Origin of the sequence: Limnobacter sp. MED105, from assembly GCF_000170915.1 — a bacterium.
Taxonomy (GTDB): domain Bacteria; phylum Pseudomonadota; class Gammaproteobacteria; order Burkholderiales; family Burkholderiaceae_B; genus Limnobacter.
The window spans coordinates 82,777-102,568 of record NZ_ABCT01000014.1 but is presented as its reverse complement, the minus strand read 5'-3'; the positions used below and the strand labels follow the sequence as shown (position 1 = coordinate 102,568).

At 54.1% G+C, this 19,792-nt stretch carries 18 protein-coding genes; 12 read left to right on the top strand and 6 right to left on the bottom strand.

Features of this window, described 5'->3' with window-relative positions; all coding sequences use genetic code 11:
- On the bottom strand, positions 1-1,019 hold a 1,019-nt coding region (locus LMED105_RS12640; RefSeq protein ID WP_008251925.1), incomplete at its 3' end, for a pyridoxal phosphate-dependent aminotransferase.
- A 236-nt stretch (positions 1,020-1,255) separates the two neighbouring features.
- Here LMED105_RS12640 and uvrB point away from each other — a divergent pair.
- The 10 genes from uvrB to iscX all read left to right on the top strand — a co-directional run bounded on the left by uvrB (position 1,256) and on the right by iscX (position 9,539).
- Positions 1,256-3,319 (top strand): excinuclease ABC subunit UvrB, encoded by a 2,064-nt coding sequence (gene uvrB / locus LMED105_RS12635; RefSeq protein WP_008251923.1) that lies wholly within the window; start codon positions 1,256-1,258, stop codon positions 3,317-3,319.
- Between the two features lie 46 nt (positions 3,320-3,365).
- Positions 3,366-3,857 (top strand): low molecular weight protein-tyrosine-phosphatase, encoded by a 492-nt coding sequence (locus LMED105_RS12630; RefSeq protein ID WP_008251920.1) that lies wholly within the window; start codon positions 3,366-3,368, stop codon positions 3,855-3,857.
- A gap of 186 nt (positions 3,858-4,043) precedes the next feature.
- Positions 4,044-4,535 carry a Fe-S cluster assembly transcriptional regulator IscR gene (iscR, locus tag LMED105_RS12625; RefSeq protein WP_008251919.1) on the top strand — a complete coding sequence of 164 codons (492 nt, stop codon included), beginning with the start codon at positions 4,044-4,046 and terminating at the stop codon, positions 4,533-4,535.
- Positions 4,536-4,562: 27 nt separating this feature from the next.
- A complete protein-coding gene (locus LMED105_RS12620; protein ID WP_008251918.1) occupies positions 4,563-5,774 on the top strand; it encodes an IscS subfamily cysteine desulfurase in 1,212 nt (403 codons plus the stop codon).
- A 27-nt stretch (positions 5,775-5,801) separates the two neighbouring features.
- Positions 5,802-6,182: a Fe-S cluster assembly scaffold IscU gene (iscU, locus tag LMED105_RS12615; RefSeq protein WP_008251917.1), complete on the top strand. Its 381-nt coding sequence runs from the start codon at positions 5,802-5,804 to the stop codon at positions 6,180-6,182.
- A gap of 33 nt (positions 6,183-6,215) precedes the next feature.
- Positions 6,216-6,539: an iron-sulfur cluster assembly protein IscA gene (iscA, locus tag LMED105_RS12610; RefSeq protein WP_008251916.1), complete on the top strand. Its 324-nt coding sequence runs from the start codon at positions 6,216-6,218 to the stop codon at positions 6,537-6,539.
- On the top strand, positions 6,539-7,075 hold the full coding sequence (gene hscB / locus LMED105_RS12605; protein WP_008251915.1) for a Fe-S protein assembly co-chaperone HscB: 537 nt from the start codon (positions 6,539-6,541) through the stop codon (positions 7,073-7,075). The genes iscA and hscB overlap by 1 nt, the downstream gene beginning before the upstream one ends.
- Positions 7,075-8,958 (top strand): Fe-S protein assembly chaperone HscA, encoded by a 1,884-nt coding sequence (hscA, locus tag LMED105_RS12600; RefSeq protein ID WP_008251914.1) that lies wholly within the window; start codon positions 7,075-7,077, stop codon positions 8,956-8,958. The genes hscB and hscA overlap by 1 nt, the downstream gene beginning before the upstream one ends.
- 32 nt (positions 8,959-8,990) lie before the next feature.
- Entirely contained in the window at positions 8,991-9,329 is a 339-nt protein-coding gene (gene fdx, locus LMED105_RS12595) for an ISC system 2Fe-2S type ferredoxin (RefSeq protein WP_008251910.1), read from the top strand.
- Between the two features lie 15 nt (positions 9,330-9,344).
- Positions 9,345-9,539, top strand: coding sequence for a Fe-S cluster assembly protein IscX (gene iscX, locus LMED105_RS12590; protein WP_008251908.1), 195 nt, complete (start codon positions 9,345-9,347; stop codon positions 9,537-9,539).
- On the opposite strand, the gene LMED105_RS12585 is transcribed toward iscX, so the two are convergent.
- From LMED105_RS12585 to LMED105_RS12565, 5 genes are read right to left on the bottom strand one after another with little or no spacing between them, the layout of a single operon-like run.
- Positions 9,540-11,081: a phospholipase D family protein gene (locus LMED105_RS12585; protein ID WP_008251906.1), complete on the bottom strand. Its 1,542-nt coding sequence runs from the start codon at positions 11,079-11,081 to the stop codon at positions 9,540-9,542.
- A 31-nt stretch (positions 11,082-11,112) separates the two neighbouring features.
- Entirely contained in the window at positions 11,113-11,922 is an 810-nt protein-coding gene (gene blaOXA, locus LMED105_RS12580) for a class D beta-lactamase (RefSeq protein ID WP_008251904.1), read from the bottom strand.
- Between the two features lie 16 nt (positions 11,923-11,938).
- On the bottom strand, positions 11,939-12,334 hold the full coding sequence (locus tag LMED105_RS12575; protein ID WP_156799693.1) for a hypothetical protein: 396 nt from the start codon (positions 12,332-12,334) through the stop codon (positions 11,939-11,941).
- A gap of 56 nt (positions 12,335-12,390) precedes the next feature.
- Positions 12,391-13,242, bottom strand: coding sequence for a glutathione-dependent disulfide-bond oxidoreductase (yghU, locus tag LMED105_RS12570; protein ID WP_008251900.1), 852 nt, complete (start codon positions 13,240-13,242; stop codon positions 12,391-12,393).
- Positions 13,243-13,296: 54 nt separating this feature from the next.
- Positions 13,297-13,842 carry a pyridoxamine 5'-phosphate oxidase family protein gene (locus tag LMED105_RS12565; RefSeq protein ID WP_008251898.1) on the bottom strand — a complete coding sequence of 182 codons (546 nt, stop codon included), beginning with the start codon at positions 13,840-13,842 and terminating at the stop codon, positions 13,297-13,299.
- 59 nt (positions 13,843-13,901) lie between these two features.
- Between LMED105_RS12565 and LMED105_RS12560 the strand changes: the two genes are divergently transcribed.
- The gene (locus LMED105_RS12560; RefSeq protein ID WP_040513439.1) at positions 13,902-17,186 is read left to right on the top strand and encodes a DUF2126 domain-containing protein; all 3,285 of its coding nucleotides are present in this window, start codon (positions 13,902-13,904) and stop codon (positions 17,184-17,186) included.
- A 40-nt stretch (positions 17,187-17,226) separates the two neighbouring features.
- Positions 17,227-19,791, top strand: a complete 2,565-nt coding sequence (locus tag LMED105_RS12555) for a circularly permuted type 2 ATP-grasp protein (protein ID WP_198006855.1) — start codon at positions 17,227-17,229, stop codon at positions 19,789-19,791.
- Position 19,792: the final 1 nt, after the last annotated feature.

Below are 19,792 nucleotides of genomic sequence, written 5' to 3'. Positions count from 1 at the left end.
TTGCCCTCAGCCGCCAGCTTTTCAATCGCCTTGCGTGCGTCCACAAATGCATAAAAAGCGCCTTCCGCTTTCAAACACTGAATGGTAGACACAGCATTCAAAGCCTTGGTCACAAACTCGTTGCGCTCGCGGAATGCTGCCACCATGGGCTTCAAACAATCCTGGTCGCCGTTCAGGGCGGCTTCAGCAGCCACTTGTGAAATTGAAGTGGGGTTGGAAGTGGACTGGCTTTGCAAGTTGGTCATCACATCGATCAGCTTGGCCGGGCCTGCTGCAAAACCAATGCGCCAGCCAGTCATGCTGTAGGCCTTGGAAACACCGTTCAACACAATGGTGCGGTCTTTCAGGGCAGGGCATGCGTTCACAATGTTCACGAATGGCGTACCAGTCAGGTTGATGTGCTCGTACATGTCATCTGTGGCCACCAGAATATTGGGGTGCTTCAACAGCACTTCGCCCAAGGCAGCCAGCTCTTCTTTGGTGTACACAGCGCCCGTGGGGTTACTGGGGCTGTTGATCATGAACATTTTGGTTTTTGGCGTAATGGCCGCTTCCAGTTGGGCAGCAGTCATTTTGAAACCTTGCTCAATACCGGCAAACACCAGCTTGGGCACGCCACCGGCAATTTCCACGATGTCGGCGTAGCTCACCCAGTAAGGCGCAGGAATCACCACCTCATCACCATCGTTGATGGTGGCCAAAATCATGTTGAAAATACACTGCTTGCCGCCAACGCCCACCACCACTTCATTGGGCTTGTACTCCAGGCCGTTGTCGCGCTTCAGTTTGGCGATTACTGCGTTTTTCAAGCCAACTGTGCCGCCCACGGCGGTGTACTTGGTAAAACCGGCATCAATCGCTTTCTTGGCAGCTTCCTTGATGTGATCAGGGGTGTCGAAGTCGGGTTCACCAGCGCCCAAGCCGATAATGTCTTTACCCTCGGCTTTCAGTTGGGCCGCCTTGGCTGTCACGGCAAGTGTAGGGGAAGGTTTGATCGTAAGTGCGCGATTTGAAAGCATGATTCCGTTGTCTGGGAGTGAAAAAAGAAAAAGTCAAGTCTGGAAAAAAAACTCATTTCCGACGATAATGCAGGATTGGCTTATCACAAAACGCTGCAAAGTTTCTGCAGCCATCAGCCCAATGATGCAACTCCGTAATTCTACGGGATTGGCCAGAAGGTTCAACCCGTTGGGTTAATCATTGGCTAAAACCTGTGTGCTTTGTGGTTGCCTCGCATCAAGACTTGTAGTTTAACATGGCCCCTGGATTTATCAGTTACCCCAACAGCCCGTTCGAGCTTTACCAGCCCTATTCCCCGGCTGGAGACCAACCGACCGCGATTGAAAAACTGGTGGAAGGCGTCAACGACGGCGAAGTATTCCAGACCCTGCTGGGTGTAACAGGCTCGGGCAAAACCTTCACCATGGCCAATGTAATTGCCCAAACAGGCCGCCCTGCCCTGGTGCTGGCCCCCAACAAAACACTGGCGGCGCAGTTATACGCCGAAATGCGCGAATTCTTCCCGAAAAACGCCGTGGAATACTTCGTGAGCTATTACGACTACTACCAGCCCGAGGCGTACGTACCCAGCCGCGACCTGTTCATCGAGAAAGACAGCTCGATCAACGAGCACATTGAACAAATGCGGCTTTCAGCCACGAAAAGCCTTCTGGAACGCCGGGACACCATTATTGTGGGCACGGTCAGCTGCATTTACGGCATTGGTGACCCCTCCGATTACCACGCCATGATCTTGAGTATTCGCCATGGCGACAAGTTGAGCCAGCGGGATATCCTGAAGCGCCTTATTGCCATGCAATACAAGCGCAACGATCTTGATTTCACACGGGGTACCTTCCGTGTTCGGGGCGACACCATCGATGTGTACCCTGCAGAGCATTCAGAACTGGCTGTTCGCATTGACCTGTTTGACGATGAAATTGACGGTATTCAGCTGTTTGATCCATTGACCGGCAAAATTCGCCAAAAGCTGCCCCGTTTCACCATTTACCCCAGCAGTCACTATGTAACGCCCCGCGCCACCGTGCTGCGTGCCATTGAAACCATCAAGGAAGAACTGCGCGAACAGCTTGATTTCTTTGTAAAAACCGGAAAACTGGTCGAGGCCCAGCGCCTGGAACAGCGCACCCGCTTCGACCTGGAAATGCTGGCTGAACTTGGTTTTTGTAAAGGCATTGAGAATTACAGCCGCCACATGTCAGGCGCAGCGCCCGGTGAACCCCCACCCACGCTGATTGATTACCTGCCCAAAGACGGGCTGATGATCATTGATGAAAGCCACGTGACCATTGGGCAACTGGGCGGCATGTACCGTGGAGACAGGTCTCGCAAGGAAACACTGGTTAACTTCGGCTTTCGTCTGCCATCTGCCATGGACAATCGCCCCTTGCGTTTCGAGGAATTCGAGTCCAAAATGCGGCAAACAGTGTTTGTTTCAGCCACGCCCTCGAATTACGAGAAAGAGCATTCTGGCCAAGTGGTTGAACAAGTGGTGCGCCCCACGGGTCTTATTGATCCTGTGATTGAGGTGCGCCCTGCCACCACCCAGGTCGATGACCTGCTCAGCGAGATCCACGAGAGAACTCGCGCTGGCGATCGAGTATTGGTCACAACGTTGACCAAGCGCATGGCCGAAGACCTCACTGACTACCTCAGCGACAATGGCGTGCGCGTGCGCTATTTGCATTCAGACATCGACACCGTAGAACGCGTAGAAATTATCCGCGACCTGCGTTTGGGTGAATTTGACGTGCTGGTCGGAATTAATTTGTTGCGCGAGGGCTTGGATATTCCAGAAGTGTCCCTAGTTGCAATACTGGATGCCGACAAAGAAGGCTTTTTGCGCAGTGAACGCAGTTTGATTCAAACCATTGGCCGCGCCGCCCGTAATTTGAACGGCAAAGCCATTTTGTATGCAGACCGGGTTACCAACTCCATGGAGTTGGCGATTGGCGAAACCACCCGCCGCCGCAACAAGCAAATTGAATTCAATACGGAAAACGGCATTACCCCACGGGGCGTGAACAAGCAGATCAAGGAACTAATTGATGGCGTGTTCGATCCAAACGCTTCAAAGCAACGCAAGGCCGACAAGGCCATGGAAGTTGCGCCGTTGGGTGAAAAGCAGTTGGCCAAAGAGATTAAACGGCTTGAGAAACTCATGCTGGACCACGCGAAAAACCTGGAGTTCGAAAAAGCGGCCCAGGCACGCGACCAGTTGGGTTTGTTGAAAGAACAGTTGTTTGGCAGCAAGGGCGACTCCAATGTGACGTCGCTGGACGCCAAACGCAGCGCTTAGTTTGAAGAGTTTTACTTTAATGGGTTCAGGACAATAGGAAGCCAATATGAAAAGCAAAGTTTTGTTTGTGTGCATGGGAAACATCTGCCGCTCACCAACAGCGGAAGGCGTTTTCAGGCAAATGGTAAGCGAAGCGGGTCTTGACCATGAAATTTCTGTTGAGTCAGCCGGCACGCATGCCTACCATTTGGACAAAACGCCCGATCCCCGCGCGGTGGCAGCTGCCGCCAAGCGTGGTTACGACATTTCCAGCCTCATTTCACGCCAGGTTACAGCCGACGACTTCCGCGACAGCGACATGATTTTGGCCATGGACTGGGACAACATGAGCCTGCTGCAACAGCAGTGCCCACGCCAGTACGCGCACAAAATCCAGTTGATGATGCGCTACGCCACTGAACACGATGAAGCCACCGTGCCCGACCCCTACTACGGCGGACCAGACGGCTTCGACACTGTTCTGAACTACATCGAAGACAGCTGCACCGGCTTGTTGGAAGTGTTGCGCAAACGCGTATTTCAATTCGCTGCTGCATAAAGGCAACAGCCAGGCTTTGGCTGGGCACTGAACAAAAAACCGCTGGCCTTGGCTGGCGGTTTTTCTTTGTCGACTCCCCGCGCCAAATCAAGGTTTCCCCTAGTTTTTCAAACCACCCGAATACTTGAGCAAAACAGTCAACTTTGCTATACTTGAGTGAAATAGTAGGAATTAAAAAGGGTTGCCATGCGATTGACCACGAAAGGCAGATTTGCCGTCACAGCCATGATTGATCTTGCCTTGCAGCAAGACACAGGGCCGGTTTCGCTCGCCGGCATCAGCCAGCGCCAGAACATTTCACTGTCGTATCTGGAGCAGTTGTTCTCGAAGTTGCGACGCCACGAGTTGGTCGAAAGTGTTCGTGGCCCAGGTGGTGGTTACCACATCGCACGCGCCCTGAAGGAAGTTAGCGTGGCCGATGTCATTTTGGCGGTTGACGAACCCTTGGACGCGACGCAATGCGGCGGCAAGGAAAACTGCACCGACGAAGGCCAGTGCATGACACACGACCTGTGGAGCAGCCTGAATACGAAAATGCTTGAATACCTGGGCTCGGTGACCTTGCAATGCCTGGTTGAAAAGCACAAACAGAAAGACGCGGAACGAACCATTCAGTTTCGCGAAAGGCCAGCGGCCAACAATGCCGCAGCCGTAACGCGCGCACAGCACACACATTAAACAGCAGTTGATTGGAGCACACACATTATGAAGATGCCGATTTACCTCGATTACAGCGCCACCACTCCGGTGGACCCGCGTGTAGCCGACGCCATGATCCCTTTCCTGCGTGAAAGCTTTGGCAACCCGGCATCCCGCAGCCATGCCTATGGCTGGACCGCCGAGGAAGCCGTTGAAAAAGCCCGTGAAGATGTTGCAGCTTTGGTCAACGCAGACCCACGCGAAATCGTATGGACCTCAGGCGCGACCGAATCGAACAACCTGGCCATCAAGGGCGCAGCGCTGTTTTACGGCGAAACCAAAGGCAAGCACATCATCACTGTAAAAACCGAGCACAAGGCAGTGCTGGACACCTTCCGCGATCTGGAACGCCATGGCTTTGAAGCCACCTACATGGATGTTCAGGAAAATGGATTGTTGGACATGGACGCGTTGAAAGCGGCCATTCGCCCCGACACAGTGCTGATTTCGGTCATGTTCGTGAACAACGAAATTGGTGTAATTCAAGACATCCCCGCCATTGGCGAACTGTGCCGCGAGAAAGGCATTATTTTCCACGTGGATGCAGCACAAGCCACTGGTAAAGTTGAAATTGACCTGCAAAAGCTGAAAGTCGATTTGATGAGCTTTTGTGCTCACAAAACCTATGGCCCCAAAGGCATTGGTGCCCTGTACGTGCGCCGCAAGCCCCGCATTCGCATTGATGCGCAAATTCATGGCGGCGGCCACGAGCGTGGCATGCGTTCAGGCACCTTGGCCACGCACCAAATCGTGGGCATGGGCGAAGCATTCCGAATTGCCAAAGAAGAAATGGCCAGCGAACTGCCCCGCATGAAAGCACTGCGCGACCGCTTGCTGAACGGCCTGAAAGCCATTGATGAAATTTATGTGAATGGCGATCTGGAAAAGCGTATTCCACACAACCTGAACGTCAGCTTCAACTTTGTGGAAGGCGAGTCCCTGATCATGGCGGTGAAAGACATTGCAGTGTCTTCCGGTTCCGCCTGTACATCAGCCTCGCTAGAGCCTTCTTATGTGTTGCGCGCCTTGGGTCGTAGCGACGAACTGGCGCACAGCTCCATTCGTTTCTCGATTGGCCGCTTCACCACCGAAGCGGATGTTGATTTCACCATCGAACTGATGAAAACCAAAGTGGCGAAGTTGCGCGAATTGTCGCCCCTGTGGGAAATGCACCTGGACGGCGTCGATTTGAGCACCGTTCAATGGGCAGAACACTGAAATATTTAAAGATTGAGGAGAAGTACCATGGCATACAGCGAAAAAGTTTTGGACCACTATGAAAACCCCCGCAACGTGGGTTCGTTCGAGAAGGGCGACGACGAAGTAGGCACAGGCATGGTGGGTGCACCCGCTTGCGGCGACGTGATGAAGCTGCAAATCAAGGTGGGTGAAGACGGCGTGATTACCGATGCAAAATTTAAAACCTATGGCTGTGGTTCAGCCATTGCATCGTCTTCATTGGTAACCGAGTGGGTCAAGGGCAAAACCCTGGACCAGGCTTTGGAAATCAAGAACACCGCCATCGCCGAAGAACTGGCATTGCCACCTGTAAAAATTCACTGCTCCATTTTGGCTGAAGACGCCATCAAGGCTGCAGTTGAAGATTACAAAAAGAAGCATGCCTGATCGTTAAAAGTTGTTGAAAAGGAATTGAACACCATGGCGATTACATTGACCGAGCGCGCCGCCGACCACATTAGCAAGTTCCTGACCAAACGCGGCAAGGGAATAGGCTTGCGCATTGGTGTGCGCACCACCGGGTGTTCCGGCATGGCTTACAAGCTTGAATTTGTAGACGCTGTTGCCGATGAAGACAATGTGTTCGAGGCCCATGGCGTCAAGCTGTTTGTTGACCCGAAAAGCATGCCCTATCTTGAGGGCATTGAACTGGACTTCGCACGCGAAGGCCTGAATGAAGGTTTCAAATTCAACAACCCCAACGAAAAGGCGCGCTGCGGCTGTGGTGAAAGCTTCACTGTGTAATGGCTGATTTAACCATTAAGTTAAGCGACAGCGATTTCGACATATTTGGGTTGCCCTGCCAGTTTGCACTGGACAGCGCAGCCCTTTCTGCTTCGTACTTGCGCCTGCAAAGTCAAACCCACCCCGACCGTTTTGCAAATTCCAGCGCTCAAGAAAAACGGCTGGCGGTGCAATGGGCCACACGGGTTAACGAAGCATACAAGCGCTTGCAAAACCCCATGGAACGCGCCATTTACTGGTGTGAGCTAAACGGTGAAAACCCGCGTGGGCAGCAAAGCAACTTGCCACCCGCCCTGCTGATGCAGCAAATGGAGTGGCGTGAAGCACTGGAAGAAATTGACAGCGTTGAGGCACTCGAAAACTTGCTGGATGAAGTGGCTGCAGAAAAGAAACGTTGCCTTGCACTGATTGCGCAGCAAATTGACAGCGAGAAGAATGCGCAGGCGGCCAACGCCACCGCGCAGGCCTTGCTGTTTATCGACAAATTCATGATTGAGTTGACCAAGAAATTGGAGCAACTGGAGGACGCCAGCTAATGGCTTTGTTACAAATTGCCGAACCCGGCATGTCGACTGCGCCCCACGAGCACAGGCTTGCTGTGGGCATCGACCTGGGCACCACGCACTCGCTGGTGGCCAGCGTGCGAAGCGGCAGTGCCGAATGTTTACCCGATTCTTCTGGCCGCGTTATTTTGCCCAGCGTGGTTCGCTACGGCGAAACCGGCGTAAAAAACATGGGCGAAGATGCTTTGGCCTGCGCCGACACCGACCCGTTCAACACGGTGTTCTCCGTCAAACGCCTAATGGGTCGCGGCTTCAAGGACGTAGAAAGCTTGAACCTGCCCTACCGTGTCAAAGATTCAGGCGGCATGGTTGAAATTGAAACTGACCATGGTGTGAAAAGCCCGGTTGAAGTGTCTGCCGATATTCTGCGCAACTTGCGCAAACGTGCAGAGGCCACCTTGGGTGGTGAGCTGGTGGGCGCCGTGATAACTGTGCCCGCTTACTTTGACGACGCCCAACGCCAGGCCACCAAAGACGCTGCTCAACTGGCCGGCTTGAACGTACTTCGACTAATCAACGAACCCACCGCCGCCGCTGTGGCTTATGGCCTTGATCAAAAAGCGCAAGGGCAATTTGTGGTGTTCGATTTGGGTGGCGGCACATTTGATGTATCCATTTTACGATTGCAAGGTGGTGTATTTGAGGTGCTGGCCACGGGTGGCGATTCTGCCTTGGGTGGCGACGATTTCGATCGCGCAATGGCTGATCACTTTATTGCCACGCACGGGTTTCAGGAACTGAACCCACAACAACGTTCGCGCCTTGTGATGGCTTGCCGCCGAGTGAAGGAACAAATTTCCCACGAACACACCGCATTTCTCAGCGTTGAATTCAAAAGCGGTGAAACCATCGCGGAAACAGTGACTGCGGAACAGTTTGAAACCATTGTTGAGCCCTTGGTGAAACGCACCATTCAAGCCGCACGCAAAACCCTGCGAGATGCTGGCTTAAGTACCGATGAAATTGATGGCGTGGTCATGGTGGGCGGTTCTACCCGTATGCCAGTCATTCGCAAAGCAGTGAAAGCATTTTTTGGCAAAGACCCGCTGGTGAATTTGAACCCGGATGAGGTTGTGGCCATTGGTGCTGCCATTCAAGCAGACACCTTGGCGGGCAACCGCAGCGACGATGAGCTGCTGTTGCTTGACGTAATACCCTTAAGCCTTGGCCTTGAAACCATGGGTGGTTTAACCGAGCGCGTGATCAACCGCAACAGCACCATTCCTGTGGCGCGTGCGCAAGAATTCACCACCTTCAAAGACGGTCAAACCGCCATGGCCATTCACGTGGTTCAGGGCGAGCGCGAGCTTGTGTCTGAAAACCGTTCACTGGCAAGGTTCGAATTGCGGGGCATTCCACCGATGGTAGCTGGTGCTGCGCGCATTCGCGTCACCTTTCAAGTCGATGCCGACGGCCTGCTGGCAGTCAATGCCATGGAAACCGGTTCAGGTGTTTCAGCCAACATCACCGTGAAACCCTCCTACGGGCTAGACGATGATCAAATTGCCGGCATGCTGAAGAACAGTTTTGAGTTTGCAGAAGCAGACATGAACGCCCGCCAGCTGCGCGAGCAACAAGTTGAAGCCATGCGCTTGGTGGAATCGGTTGAAGCGGCCATTGGCAAAGACCGTGACCTGCTCGAGGCCAGCGAACTTGAAATGATCCACGCGAGTGTCAATGCCTTGCGTGAACTGGCGCAGACCGACGACTTGCGCGCCATTGAAAAAGGCATTGAAGACTTGAGCCATCTTACCGAAGACTTTGCAGCGCGCCGCATGGATGCAGGTATACGCAAAGCATTGACTGGTAAAACCATTGACACTGTGAGCACTACCCTTGGTGGCGCTGCGAAGTAAACGCAATACAACAGAACACGAGAGATTGAGAAATGCCGATTATTAAAATTTTGCCCCATGAAAGTTTGTGCCCGGAAGGCAAAACATTTGAAGTGCCCGTGGGCGCCCAGCTTTGCGAAGCCATTCTGAAAAACGACATTGCACTGGAACACGCCTGCGAAATGAGCTGTGCCTGCACCACTTGCCATGTGGTTATCAAGGAAGGATTCAACAGCCTGACTGAAAGCGACGACGATGAAGATGACTTGCTGGACATGGCCTGGGGCCTGACGCCACAAAGCCGTTTGTCTTGCCAGGTGAAAGTGGCCGACAAAGACCTGGTGGTTGAATTGCCAAAGTACACCATCAACCACGCACGCGAAAATCACTGATCAAGGGGCACCCACATGAAATGGACTGACACACTGGACATTGCGCTGGAGCTAATTGAAGCGCACCCCGATGTTGACCCGCAGTACATTCGATTCACGGATTTGCATGCATGGGTCTGCGCCCTGCCCGGCTTTGAAGATGACCCTGAAAAATCCAATGAAAAAATTCTGGAAGCAATCCAGATGACCTGGATTGAAGAACAGGACTGATTACAACAGGTCGTTGATCGGAAGCAGGGAATAAAAGAAAACAACCGCCTTTCGCCACAAAGTGGCCTTGGGCTCCAGGTTGTGAACAATCTCTTTTCCGCCCTGCCGTTCAATCCACACCAAGGCATCGTTTTCATCCAGACGAACCTCGTAGGCCATCACTGGCAGGGCCTGAAACGCCAAATCAATTTGAGTGGCCAGACTTTCACTTTGAATCAGGAAACCCATTTCGGTATTCAGGTTCACGGACCGTGGGTCAAAGTTGAACGAACCTACAAACACCCGCGAACTATCGACTGAGAAAGTTTTGGTGTGCAGGCTTGAACCTGAAGTGCCCAACATCAGGTTCCGCCTGGTTCCAGTTTTTTGCACCCCTGAACTACTTTTCAATTCAAATAATTTAACGCCAGCTTTCAGTAACTCCACGCGTGTTTTCGCATAGCCCGAGTGCACCGCAGCCACGTCGGTCGCCTCCAGCGAATTCGTCAAAATTTGCACATTCACACCCGCTTTGGCCAAACGTGAAAAGAACGCAACGCCCCGCTCTGTGGGCACAAAGTAAGGCGACACCACACTCAGGCTGAACCTGGGCTCTGCAATGAAATCGCGCAACTCACTGACCAGGTAATCTTCGCGACTGGCTTCATCAAGTCCCTTGGCAGGGTCATCGCTAACCATGCGTACCTGGGTCCACTGCAACGGTAACTTGCCGCGCAAAAAATCTTGTACAAACACAGATTCTCGAACCTGTTTTACGTACACGGCAGCACGCTCTTCTTGCTCTACAGTGAGTTGTTCACGGTCAAGCTCATCAAGCACGGCCGGCTCCGAAGGAAGCAAAATTTTGCTGGCCGGATAGGCCGAATCGCTTGTCCAGTAGGCATCAAAGTCACGAGACACCGCATCAACCACCGCGCCAACACACAGCACGTCAAGGTCAGTGAATAACTGAGCATGGCTTGCGCCAAAGTATTCATCCCCGATATTGCGCCCACCGGAAATGGTCACTATGTTGTCTACGGTGAAAGCCTTGTTGTGCATGCGGCGGTTTACACGCGAGAAGTCCGTGATGTAGCCCAGCCACTTTGGATTGCGAATGACAAACGGATTGAACAGGCGCACCTCAATATTCGGATGTCGGTCCAAGCGGTTCAATTGATTGTCCAGGCCAGTGATACCGTTGTCATCCAGCAGCAATCGAACCCGAACGCCACGCTCCGCTGCAGCGAACAGCTCATTTAACATCAAGGTGCCCGTGGTGTCGTTGTGCCACAAGTACGACTGAATATCGATGGTTTGTTCTGCTGTGCGTGCCAACGCAACCCGGCTTGCAAAAGCCTGTTTGGGGTCTTGCATGGGGTAAATGCCAGCCTTACCCCTGTTTTGCGCCAAGCGCCCTGACAAGGCTTTTCCAAGTGTTGTGACGCGGGCCTGCTCAGGGGCAAGTGCAGTTGACTGTGTTCGATCGTTCAATGGGGGCAAGGCACAGCCTTGCAACAGGGCAAGCAGAAAAAAAACGGCGGTCATTGCTTTGATTGCCATTTTTCCGCTCCAGTGCGATCACGCTAAGAGATCATTTCGACGCCGGGGGCAGCGCGTTCATGGACTGTAACACGTCCCGGGTAATCGCTTCTCGCTTTGGCAGGTCGCCCATGCGGTTGGGAGTGTCGATATTCAAAGCAAAAAATACGGGGCCAGTCGACCATTCAACGTAGCCCACCCACCAGCCGAAGCTGCCTTCCCAGCCCGTTTTTGCGCGCAGTATCCAGTCCCGTCCGGCTTCTACAATAATGATGTCCTTCACAAGGCGCTGATGCTCTGGCTTGAAAGGCAAACTATTCGCATACAGTTTCTGTAGAAAACTGATTTGCTCAAACGCAGTAATTCGTATGTTGCCATCTAGCCAGTAACCGTCTTTTCCGCCACTCGGGTCGGCGTTGCCGTAACCTGCTTTTTCAAGATAGGTTTTGGCGGCTGGTTCGCCAATTCGTTGTGCTATCCACTGATACACCCACACCACAGAGCCTCGCATGGACGAGCGCAGGTTGTGATCAGAATTCCAGACATCGAAATCACGTTTTTTCCCATCCCATTTAAACACCTGGAACTCGTCTTTCACCACACCATGTTCCAGCGCAAACAGGGCATGAGGTATTTTGTAGGTGGAAGCTGGCAGGTAAGGTGTACTGGCGCGCTTGGGGTTGTAAACCTGGAAAACGGGATTTGGGCTGCGCTGATCAAGCACCACCAAGGTGCCGACCGCATTGTGTTGATCAAAAAAGGATTTCCAGTCCGTACGTTCGACTGAAGCCGGTGGAGATGCCCCATACACAGTGCTTGCAAACATGGCGAATGCCAATAAAACTGTATTGAACAGGCGCATTAACTCCCCCTTTTTATTATCGAACTGCGGAGTCCTTTCCGATAATTTGATTGATCTCTGCGCTGCTTAACGTTGATGAATCGCATTTGGCATACCCCGTTCTCTCGGTCACCAAATAACGCACACCACTGCTGTTCTGCAGGCCGGTGTCCTTCTCGTTTTCTGCAATGGCCAGCTCGTCATATTCAGCAGAAGCACAGGCGCGCTCTGCACCAGTGCGCCAGGTTGTGCGGGCAGCTTCAAGATTGGTCCAAGGGGCATGGTTAGAGCGCGCATAGATGTAAAACAGGCCTGGGCCCATTTCCTCTTGTTTGTAACCACCGCCCAGCATATTGCTGCCTTTGGACAAATCATGGGTTGACGCACAACCCGCCAAACCAGCCACTACCAGTGCAAACGCAAGCTTGTACACAATAAAACTCCACTGCCAATTAAAGAAAGGGCACATTGTGCCCCAGCCAGCCGCCCTTAAATGGCCTTGCCGTCGAAATCACTGGCACTGTGCCGCTCAAGCACCTGTTCGTTGGGCTCACCCCAGGCGCGATTCACCATTCGCCCGCGAATCACCGCTGGACGCTTGGCTATTTCATGGGTCCAGCGCAACACATTGGTGTAGGTGTGGGCCTCCAGAAATTCAGCAGCCTCGTATACCTTGTTGGTGACCAAGGCACCATACCAAGGCCATATGGCCATGTCTGCAATTGTGTATTCGCTGCCTGCAATGTACTCCTGATGGGCCAACTGTCGATCCAGCACGTCCAGCTGTCGCTTCACTTCCATCGCGTAGCGGTTAATCGGGTACTCGTACTTCTCGGGGGCATAAGCATAAAAGTGCCCAAAACCACCACCCAGCATGGGCGCACTGCCCATTTGCCAGAACAACCACGACAAGGTTTCTGTTCGCTTGGCTGGGTCAGTGGGCAAGAATGCCTTGAACTTTTCGGCGAGGTACAACAGGATTGAGCCCGACTCAAAAACCCGCGTCGCCGGGTTCGTACTGCGGTCCAGCAGGGCTGGAATTTTACTGTTGGGGTTCACGTCCACAAAACCACTACTGAACTGGTCGCCATTGGAAATATTGATCAACCAGGCATCGTATTCCGCACCACTGTGGCCAAGAGCAAGCAACTCTTCCAGCATCACGGTGACTTTCACGCCATTGGGTGTGGCCAGTGAATAAAGCTGCAAAGGATGCTCGCCCACGGGCAATTCTTTGTCGTGCGTGGAACCGGCAATCGGGCGATTGATGTTTGCAAACTTGCCGCCGCTTTCTTTGTCCCACACCCAAACCTTGGGTGGTGTGTATTTTGTGTCGCTCATTGCTATGACCTCGCTTTGCTGACTACTCAAAAAAACTCAAAGTTCAGGATACCCTCAGGGAATCATGTTTTGATGAATCCAGTGTCCGGTTTCGTCAAGTTCACAACGAAATCTGACGTGGCCTTCCCGCTTCAATTCCAGCAGTTCCAGACTCAACACTTTCACGTTCAACACCACAAAGTTGGCACGGGCCGTATCGAAGTCATACACCAGATCACCACCAGGAAGGGCGTCACCGGGTGCGCTCAGGGTGGCATAGTCTTTTCGCGCATAGTCGGGGATACGCGCCCAAAGACTATTCACAATCAATTCACTGGCCTGCGGCGCTGCAATGCCACATACTCGAAGCTGGGTGTTGCTGCGCGGGTTCCAGAACAACAGCGCCACACGTGGATCATGTGCGATGTCAGTCATTTTCTGGCTTCGGCGATCAGTGTAAAAAACCAGGTGATGTTCGCCAGTGTTGACCGCCCGCAAAATGACCGAGCGTACTTGCGGACCCTTCGGGCCCGATGTGCTGAAACCCACCACGCGCCAAGGGTGTTTTTTGTCCACGGTGGCGCGCACCAAAGTTTTCCAGATTTCTTCGGCATGGTTCATGCTTCTCTCCATGCCGTAAACAGGTTTTGTTTGTTCGGCTTCATTTTTGGGATTACACAGTGTCTATTCACGTTGCTCTGCGCCATATTACACGCTACCGCTACGATCGCCTGATCAACCTGGGCCCCCAAGTGGTGCGTTTACGCCCGGCCCCGCATTGCCGCACGCGTATTCTCAGTTACAGCATGGAAGTGCTGCCACAAACCCACTTCATCAACTGGCAGCAAGACCCTCAAAGCAATTACATGGGTCGCCTGATATTTCCCGAACGCACAGAGATGTTGGAAATTGCGGTGGACCTTGTGGCTGAAATGTCGGTGCTGAATCCCTTCGATTTTTTCCTCGAAGAAGCCGCTGAGTTCTTCCCTTTTAAATATGATGCATCGCTGGACCAGGAACTGGCACCCTACTTGGTGCCCTGCCACACGGGCAAGGCATTCAACGCCTACATGGCCGAGATGAACCTGAGCCGGGTTAAAACCATCGACTTTCTGGTGGCCCTGAATCAGGATTTGGCGAAACGAATCAAGTACCTGATCCGCATGGAACCGGGCGTGCAAACGCCGGATGAAACACTGAACAGTGGGTCGGGTTCCTGCCGTGACACGGCATGGCTCATGGTACAAATATTCCGCCGGCTGGGCATGGCGGCAAGGTTTGCCTCGGGCTACCTGATCCAACTCACAAGCGATGTCAAAGCCATCGACGGCCCTGATGGCCCGGAGAAAGATTTCACCGACCTGCATGCCTGGTGCGAGGTGTATTTGCCCGGTGCCGGCTGGATAGGGCTGGACCCCACTTCTGGTTTGCTGGCTGGCGAAGGGCACATACCCTTGGCGTGCACTCCCGAGCCTGGCAGTGCAGCCCCCATCACTGGCACGCTGGATGAATGTGAAGTTGAGTTTGAACATGAAATGAGCGTGCAGCGGGTGTATGAGTCGCCGCGCACCAGCAAGCCCTACACCGAGGAACAGTGGAAAGGCATTGAGGCGCTGGGCTTCGAAGTGGACAAGGCACTGGACGCGCTCGACGTGCGCCTGACCATGGGTGGCGAACCCACCTTTGTGGCCAACACCGATCGGGGTGCTGCCGAGTGGAATATCGACGCGCTGGGGCCCACGAAACGCGAATACGGCATCAAGATGCTGAACAAGCTGGCCAAGTATTACGGCAAGGGTGGCCTGTATCACTTTGGGCAAGGCAAGTGGTACCCCGGCGAGCAACTGCCACGTTGGGCGCTGTCGATGTACTGGCTGAAAAGTGGCGAAGCCATCTGGAAGAATCCGAAACTGCTTAGCCACGAACAAACGGATGGCAAAGCCGGCAATGCCACTGCCAAACAATTCATCGAAGGGTTGTGCAGCCGCTTGGGGCTTCACCCTCGCTACGTCATGCCCGGTTTCGAAGATGCCTGGTACTACATGTGGCGAGAGCGCAAACTGCCTGTGAACGTCGACCCATTCGATTCGAGGCTGGACGACCCACTTGAGCGCAAACGCCTGAACAAGGTGTTTACCCAAGGGCTGACCGAGGAAGTGGGCTATTGCCTGCCCATTCAATCAACCAAAGGCCAATGGCGCACAGGGCAGTGGTTTTTGCGGGACGAACGCATGTACCTGATTCCCGGCGATTCGCCCATGGGCTATCGCCTGCCACTGGATTCTCAACCGTGGGTGGCCAAGAAAGATTTTCCCTACACAATTCCTGCCGACCCGTTCGCACCCCCTGCTCCTTCACGCGTGGCCCTGCAAAAGCCCAGTGCCAAAGCAAGTGTGGCCAGTGTGGCCGATGACAAAGCCCCTGTATTGAAAGAATCGGCCACGCACATTGTGCGTACTGCCATGTGTGTGCAGGCACGCAACGGACATTTGTATGTGTTCATGCCACCACTGGAGGTGCTCGACGATTATCTTGAACTGGTAGCCAGAATTGAAGACACAGCCGAGGCAATGAACCAGCCTGTGGTGCTGGAAGGGTACCCGCCCCCACGCGACAAGCGCATGACCATGCTGCAGGTCACACCCGACCCCGGCGTGCTGGAGGTGAATATTCAACCCAGCAAGAACTGGGGCGAACTGCTGCACCTGACAACAAATTTATACGAAGAAGCGCGTCTTATTGGCCTGTCCACTGAGAAATTCATGCTCGATGGCAGGCACAGTGGCACGGGTGGCGGCAACCACTTTGTGATGGGCGGTGAGACACCCGAGAACAGCCCTTTCCTGCGTCGCCCCGATTTGTTGGGCAGCCTGCTGCGGTACTGGCACAACCACCCGGGTTTGTCGTACCTGTTCTCAGGCCTGTTTATTGGCCCTACCAGCCAAGCCCCACGTGTGGACGAGGCCCGCAGCGATCAGGTTCATGAACTTGAATTGGCACTGAATGAACTGGACAAGCAAATGCAGAAACACGGGGGCAACCCGCCGCCGTGGATTATCGATCGCCTTTTGCGCAACATTTTGATCGATTCGACTGGCAACACCCACCGCAGCGAATTTTGTATCGACAAACTGTACAGCCCCGACACCTCCACAGGACGCCTGGGCCTGCTTGAGTTGCGTGCCTTTGAGATGCCACCCAATGCGCAAATGAGCCTTGCACAGCAACTGCTGCTGCGCACCTTGATTGCGAAATTCTGGAAAACGCCCTACACGGCAAGGCTGGTGAAATGGGGCACACGCCTGCACGACCAGTTCATGTTGTCGACCTTCGTCAAAAACGACATTGCGGATGTGGTGGCCGACCTGAACGCTGCCGGTTTTCCGTTTCAGATGGACTGGTTTGCACCGCACTTCGCATTCCGATTCCCGAAAATGGGCGACTTTTCAAGCCGGGGTGTGGAAGTGGAACTATTCAGCGCCCTGGAGCCCTGGCATGTGCTGGGCGAGGAAGGCGCGCCTGGCGGCACTGTGCGTTATGTTGATTCCTCACTTGAACGCCTGGAAGTGAAAGTCAAAAACTTTGTAGACGAACGCTACACCCTGACCTGCAATGGCGTGAAAGTACCTTTGCACAGCACTGGCACCGAGGGCGAATATGTCGCTGGTGTGCGCTACAGAGCCTGGCAACCACCCAATGCACTGCACCCCACCATTGGCGTGCACACCCCCTTGGTGTTTGACTTGATCGACACCTGGAACGGCCGCAGCTTGGGAGGTTGCCAATACCATGTGGCCCACCCAGGCGGGCGCAATTATGACCTATTCCCGGTGAATGCCTTCGAAGCGGAAAGCAGGCGTTTAACGCGCTTCTTCCGCATGGGCCACACCCACGGCAAGGTTAGTGTAAAAAGCCCAAGCGGAAGACCCGAGTTCCCCATCACACTAGACCTAAGATGGTGTTAGGCATTTACAATAGGGCACCGAACTTTAGGCAGTGACCGCTTTGAGCGCGAACCCGAACACCACCCTTGCAAACGTCGAGGTGCCCTGGCAGCAGAGCATCCTTCAAGGCACCAGCGCGTACTACAGCGAGCTGGCAGTCAAGGGTGTTCTTCGCCCGGCCTGGGCTGATTTTGTGAATCGCCTGCCCGGCACCGGGCTGAGCGATCACCTGGACAGCAAACTGAATGCGCTGGCCAAGCAAATTCGTGACAACGGCATTACCTACAATGTGTACGCCGACCATGCACAGGGCACCTCGCGCCCTTGGTCTCTCGACTTGCTGCCCTTCATCATTGACCAAGCCGACTGGGCGGTGCTGCAAACCGGCATTGCCCAACGTGCACGCCTGCTCAACGCGATGATGGCCGACGTGTATGGCCAGCGCGAACTGCTTTCCAAAGGCTTGCTGCCCGCAGACCTGGTCTACGGCCATTCAGGCTACTTGCCGCAAATGCAGGGTATCGAGCCGCCCAACAAGGTGTGGCTGCACATGGTGGCATTCGACCTTGGGCGCAGCCCCGATGGGAAATGGTGGGTGATTACCCACCGCATGCAGGCGCCGTCGGGTCTCGGTTATGCCCTTGAAAACCGCCTGAGTATTTCGCGCAGCTTTACGCGTGGTTTTCGTGAAATGCACATTCAGCATTTGGCCGGTTTTTACCGCGATTACATCGATGGCATCCGCAGGCTTTCGCCCAAGGGAGACAGCGCGCGCATTGCCCTGCTGACTCCGGGGCCATACAACGAAACTTACTTTGAACACACCTACCTTGCGCGTTACCTGGGTATTTCGCTGGTTGAAGGCAGCGACCTCACCGTGCGTAACAACAGTGTGTTTCTGAAAACAGTCAACGGACTTGAGCCAATTGACGGTTTGATTCGCCGAACCGACGACCAATGGCTAGATCCGCTTGAACTGCGCGAGGACTCCCAACTGGGCGTGCCCGGCTTGTTGCAAGCCATCCGCACAGGTGGCGTTGTCATGGCGAACATGCCAGGCTCGGGCTGGCTGGAAAGCCCGGCCATTCATGGCTTCATGCCGGGGCTTGGACAACATTACCTTCAAGAAGATTTGCTGTTGCCCAGCGTGCCCAGTTGGTGGTGCGGTGAGTCGCCTGCCTGGGCACAAGCCAGCGAGCGACTGAACAATCTGGTGATCAAATCGACCGGGCCAAACCGCCGCGGGCGCACCATGGATTCCATTATGGGGTCTGAACTGGATGAAATTGAAAAGCGCGCCTGGTTATCCAAGATCAGCCAAAGGCCATCACAATACACCTTGCAAGAATTGATACCGCTCTCGCGCGTGCCCATTTGGACCGGTGCGGGCGGTATTGAAGAACGCGCCATGATGCTGCGTCTGTTTGCTGTAACCGACGGGCAAGGCAACTACACGGTGATGCCGGGTGGGCTGACCCGTGTGGCTGGTGACCAGCACGGCATTGTGAGCATGCAAAAGGGTGGCACCAGCCTGGACACCTGGGTGCGCAGTGGCGAACCTGTTGAACGCACAACTAACCTGAAAGAGAAACTGCAAGCCAAAGATTTGCAGGCGCTGCGCAGGCCCGTGTCTAGCCGGGCTGCCGAGCATTTGTTTTGGCTTGGGCGTTACACCGAGCGGGCCAGTTTTTCATTGCGCCTGTTGATGCGTGCGCAATTGCTGCTGAACGAAGAGGAATACCTGGACACCACCACCCTGGGTTTGTTGCATGAATTGTGTGGAAAGCAGGGATTGAGCACCGAGTTTGACCCAGCCGAACCACTGACCCAAGATGAACTAGAGGCGAATATTCTTGAACGCCTTTGGTACAAAACCGGTGTGGACGAACCCGCTGCGGTGGGCCTGGCGGGGCAACTGAATGGCTTGGCGAATGTGGCTGGCCAATTGCGTGAACGGCTTAGCAGCGGCCACTGGCGACTGTTGAATGACTGCGCCAAAGTGCTGATCGAACCCGAGTGGGTTCGTTTTCAACGCACGCTGCCCACCGCCTCGCTTGAGCAGGTACAGTTGTATTTGCTGGCCATGCATGGCGAGCAAAGTGACCACATGACGCGCGACAACGGCTGGCGCTTTTTGCAACTGGGCCGCCAGCTTGAACGCCTGTGCGGTGCCTGTGATTGTTTGCTGTCACTAACCAGCATGCCCGGGCGTGCCGGTGAACATGGCCTTGCTTTGGCGATAGCCTTGGCCGACAGCACCATTACTTACCGATCGCGCTACCAGCACCGGTTTGAATGGTTGCCCACGCTTGACCTGTTGATATTTGACGAAGATGCGCCCTATGCCATTCGCCGAATTCTGTATAAGCTGGACATTGTGATTGATCGTTTGCCTGGCGACACCAGCCAGATTCGACAACTGTTCGACAGCGTGTACCGCAATGGCGACATGCCGGATGGTCTTAGCCTGGAAGGACTTCAACCCCCCTTCCCGGCCGATACCGGGCGCAAATTGCGCGCCTGGCTGCAAGAATTACTCGACACGGCCTACAAGGTTTCAGACCTGGTAGGTGCCCAATATTTCAGACTGGCAGAGTTGCCCGACCAAGTCATTCAGGGAAGATAAA

What these genes read in the sequence shown, in the direction of transcription:
- uvrB (WP_008251923.1), top strand. Translation starts at nt 1,256, where the DNA reads ATGGCCCCTGGATTTATCAGTTACCCCAACAGCCCGTTCGAGCTTTAC.
- LMED105_RS12630 (WP_008251920.1), top strand. Translation starts at nt 3,366, where the DNA reads ATGAAAAGCAAAGTTTTGTTTGTGTGCATGGGAAACATCTGCCGCTCA.
- iscR (WP_008251919.1), top strand. Translation starts at nt 4,044, where the DNA reads ATGCGATTGACCACGAAAGGCAGATTTGCCGTCACAGCCATGATTGAT.
- LMED105_RS12620 (WP_008251918.1), top strand. Translation starts at nt 4,563, where the DNA reads ATGAAGATGCCGATTTACCTCGATTACAGCGCCACCACTCCGGTGGAC.
- iscU (WP_008251917.1), top strand. Translation starts at nt 5,802, where the DNA reads ATGGCATACAGCGAAAAAGTTTTGGACCACTATGAAAACCCCCGCAAC.
- iscA (WP_008251916.1), top strand. Translation starts at nt 6,216, where the DNA reads ATGGCGATTACATTGACCGAGCGCGCCGCCGACCACATTAGCAAGTTC.
- hscB (WP_008251915.1), top strand. Translation starts at nt 6,539, where the DNA reads ATGGCTGATTTAACCATTAAGTTAAGCGACAGCGATTTCGACATATTT.
- hscA (WP_008251914.1), top strand. Translation starts at nt 7,075, where the DNA reads ATGGCTTTGTTACAAATTGCCGAACCCGGCATGTCGACTGCGCCCCAC.
- fdx (WP_008251910.1), top strand. Translation starts at nt 8,991, where the DNA reads ATGCCGATTATTAAAATTTTGCCCCATGAAAGTTTGTGCCCGGAAGGC.
- iscX (WP_008251908.1), top strand. Translation starts at nt 9,345, where the DNA reads ATGAAATGGACTGACACACTGGACATTGCGCTGGAGCTAATTGAAGCG.
- LMED105_RS12585 (WP_008251906.1), bottom strand. Translation starts at nt 11,081, where the DNA reads ATGGCAATCAAAGCAATGACCGCCGTTTTTTTTCTGCTTGCCCTGTTG.
- blaOXA (WP_008251904.1), bottom strand. Translation starts at nt 11,922, where the DNA reads ATGCGCCTGTTCAATACAGTTTTATTGGCATTCGCCATGTTTGCAAGC.
- yghU (WP_008251900.1), bottom strand. Translation starts at nt 13,242, where the DNA reads ATGAGCGACACAAAATACACACCACCCAAGGTTTGGGTGTGGGACAAA.
- LMED105_RS12565 (WP_008251898.1), bottom strand. Translation starts at nt 13,842, where the DNA reads ATGAACCATGCCGAAGAAATCTGGAAAACTTTGGTGCGCGCCACCGTG.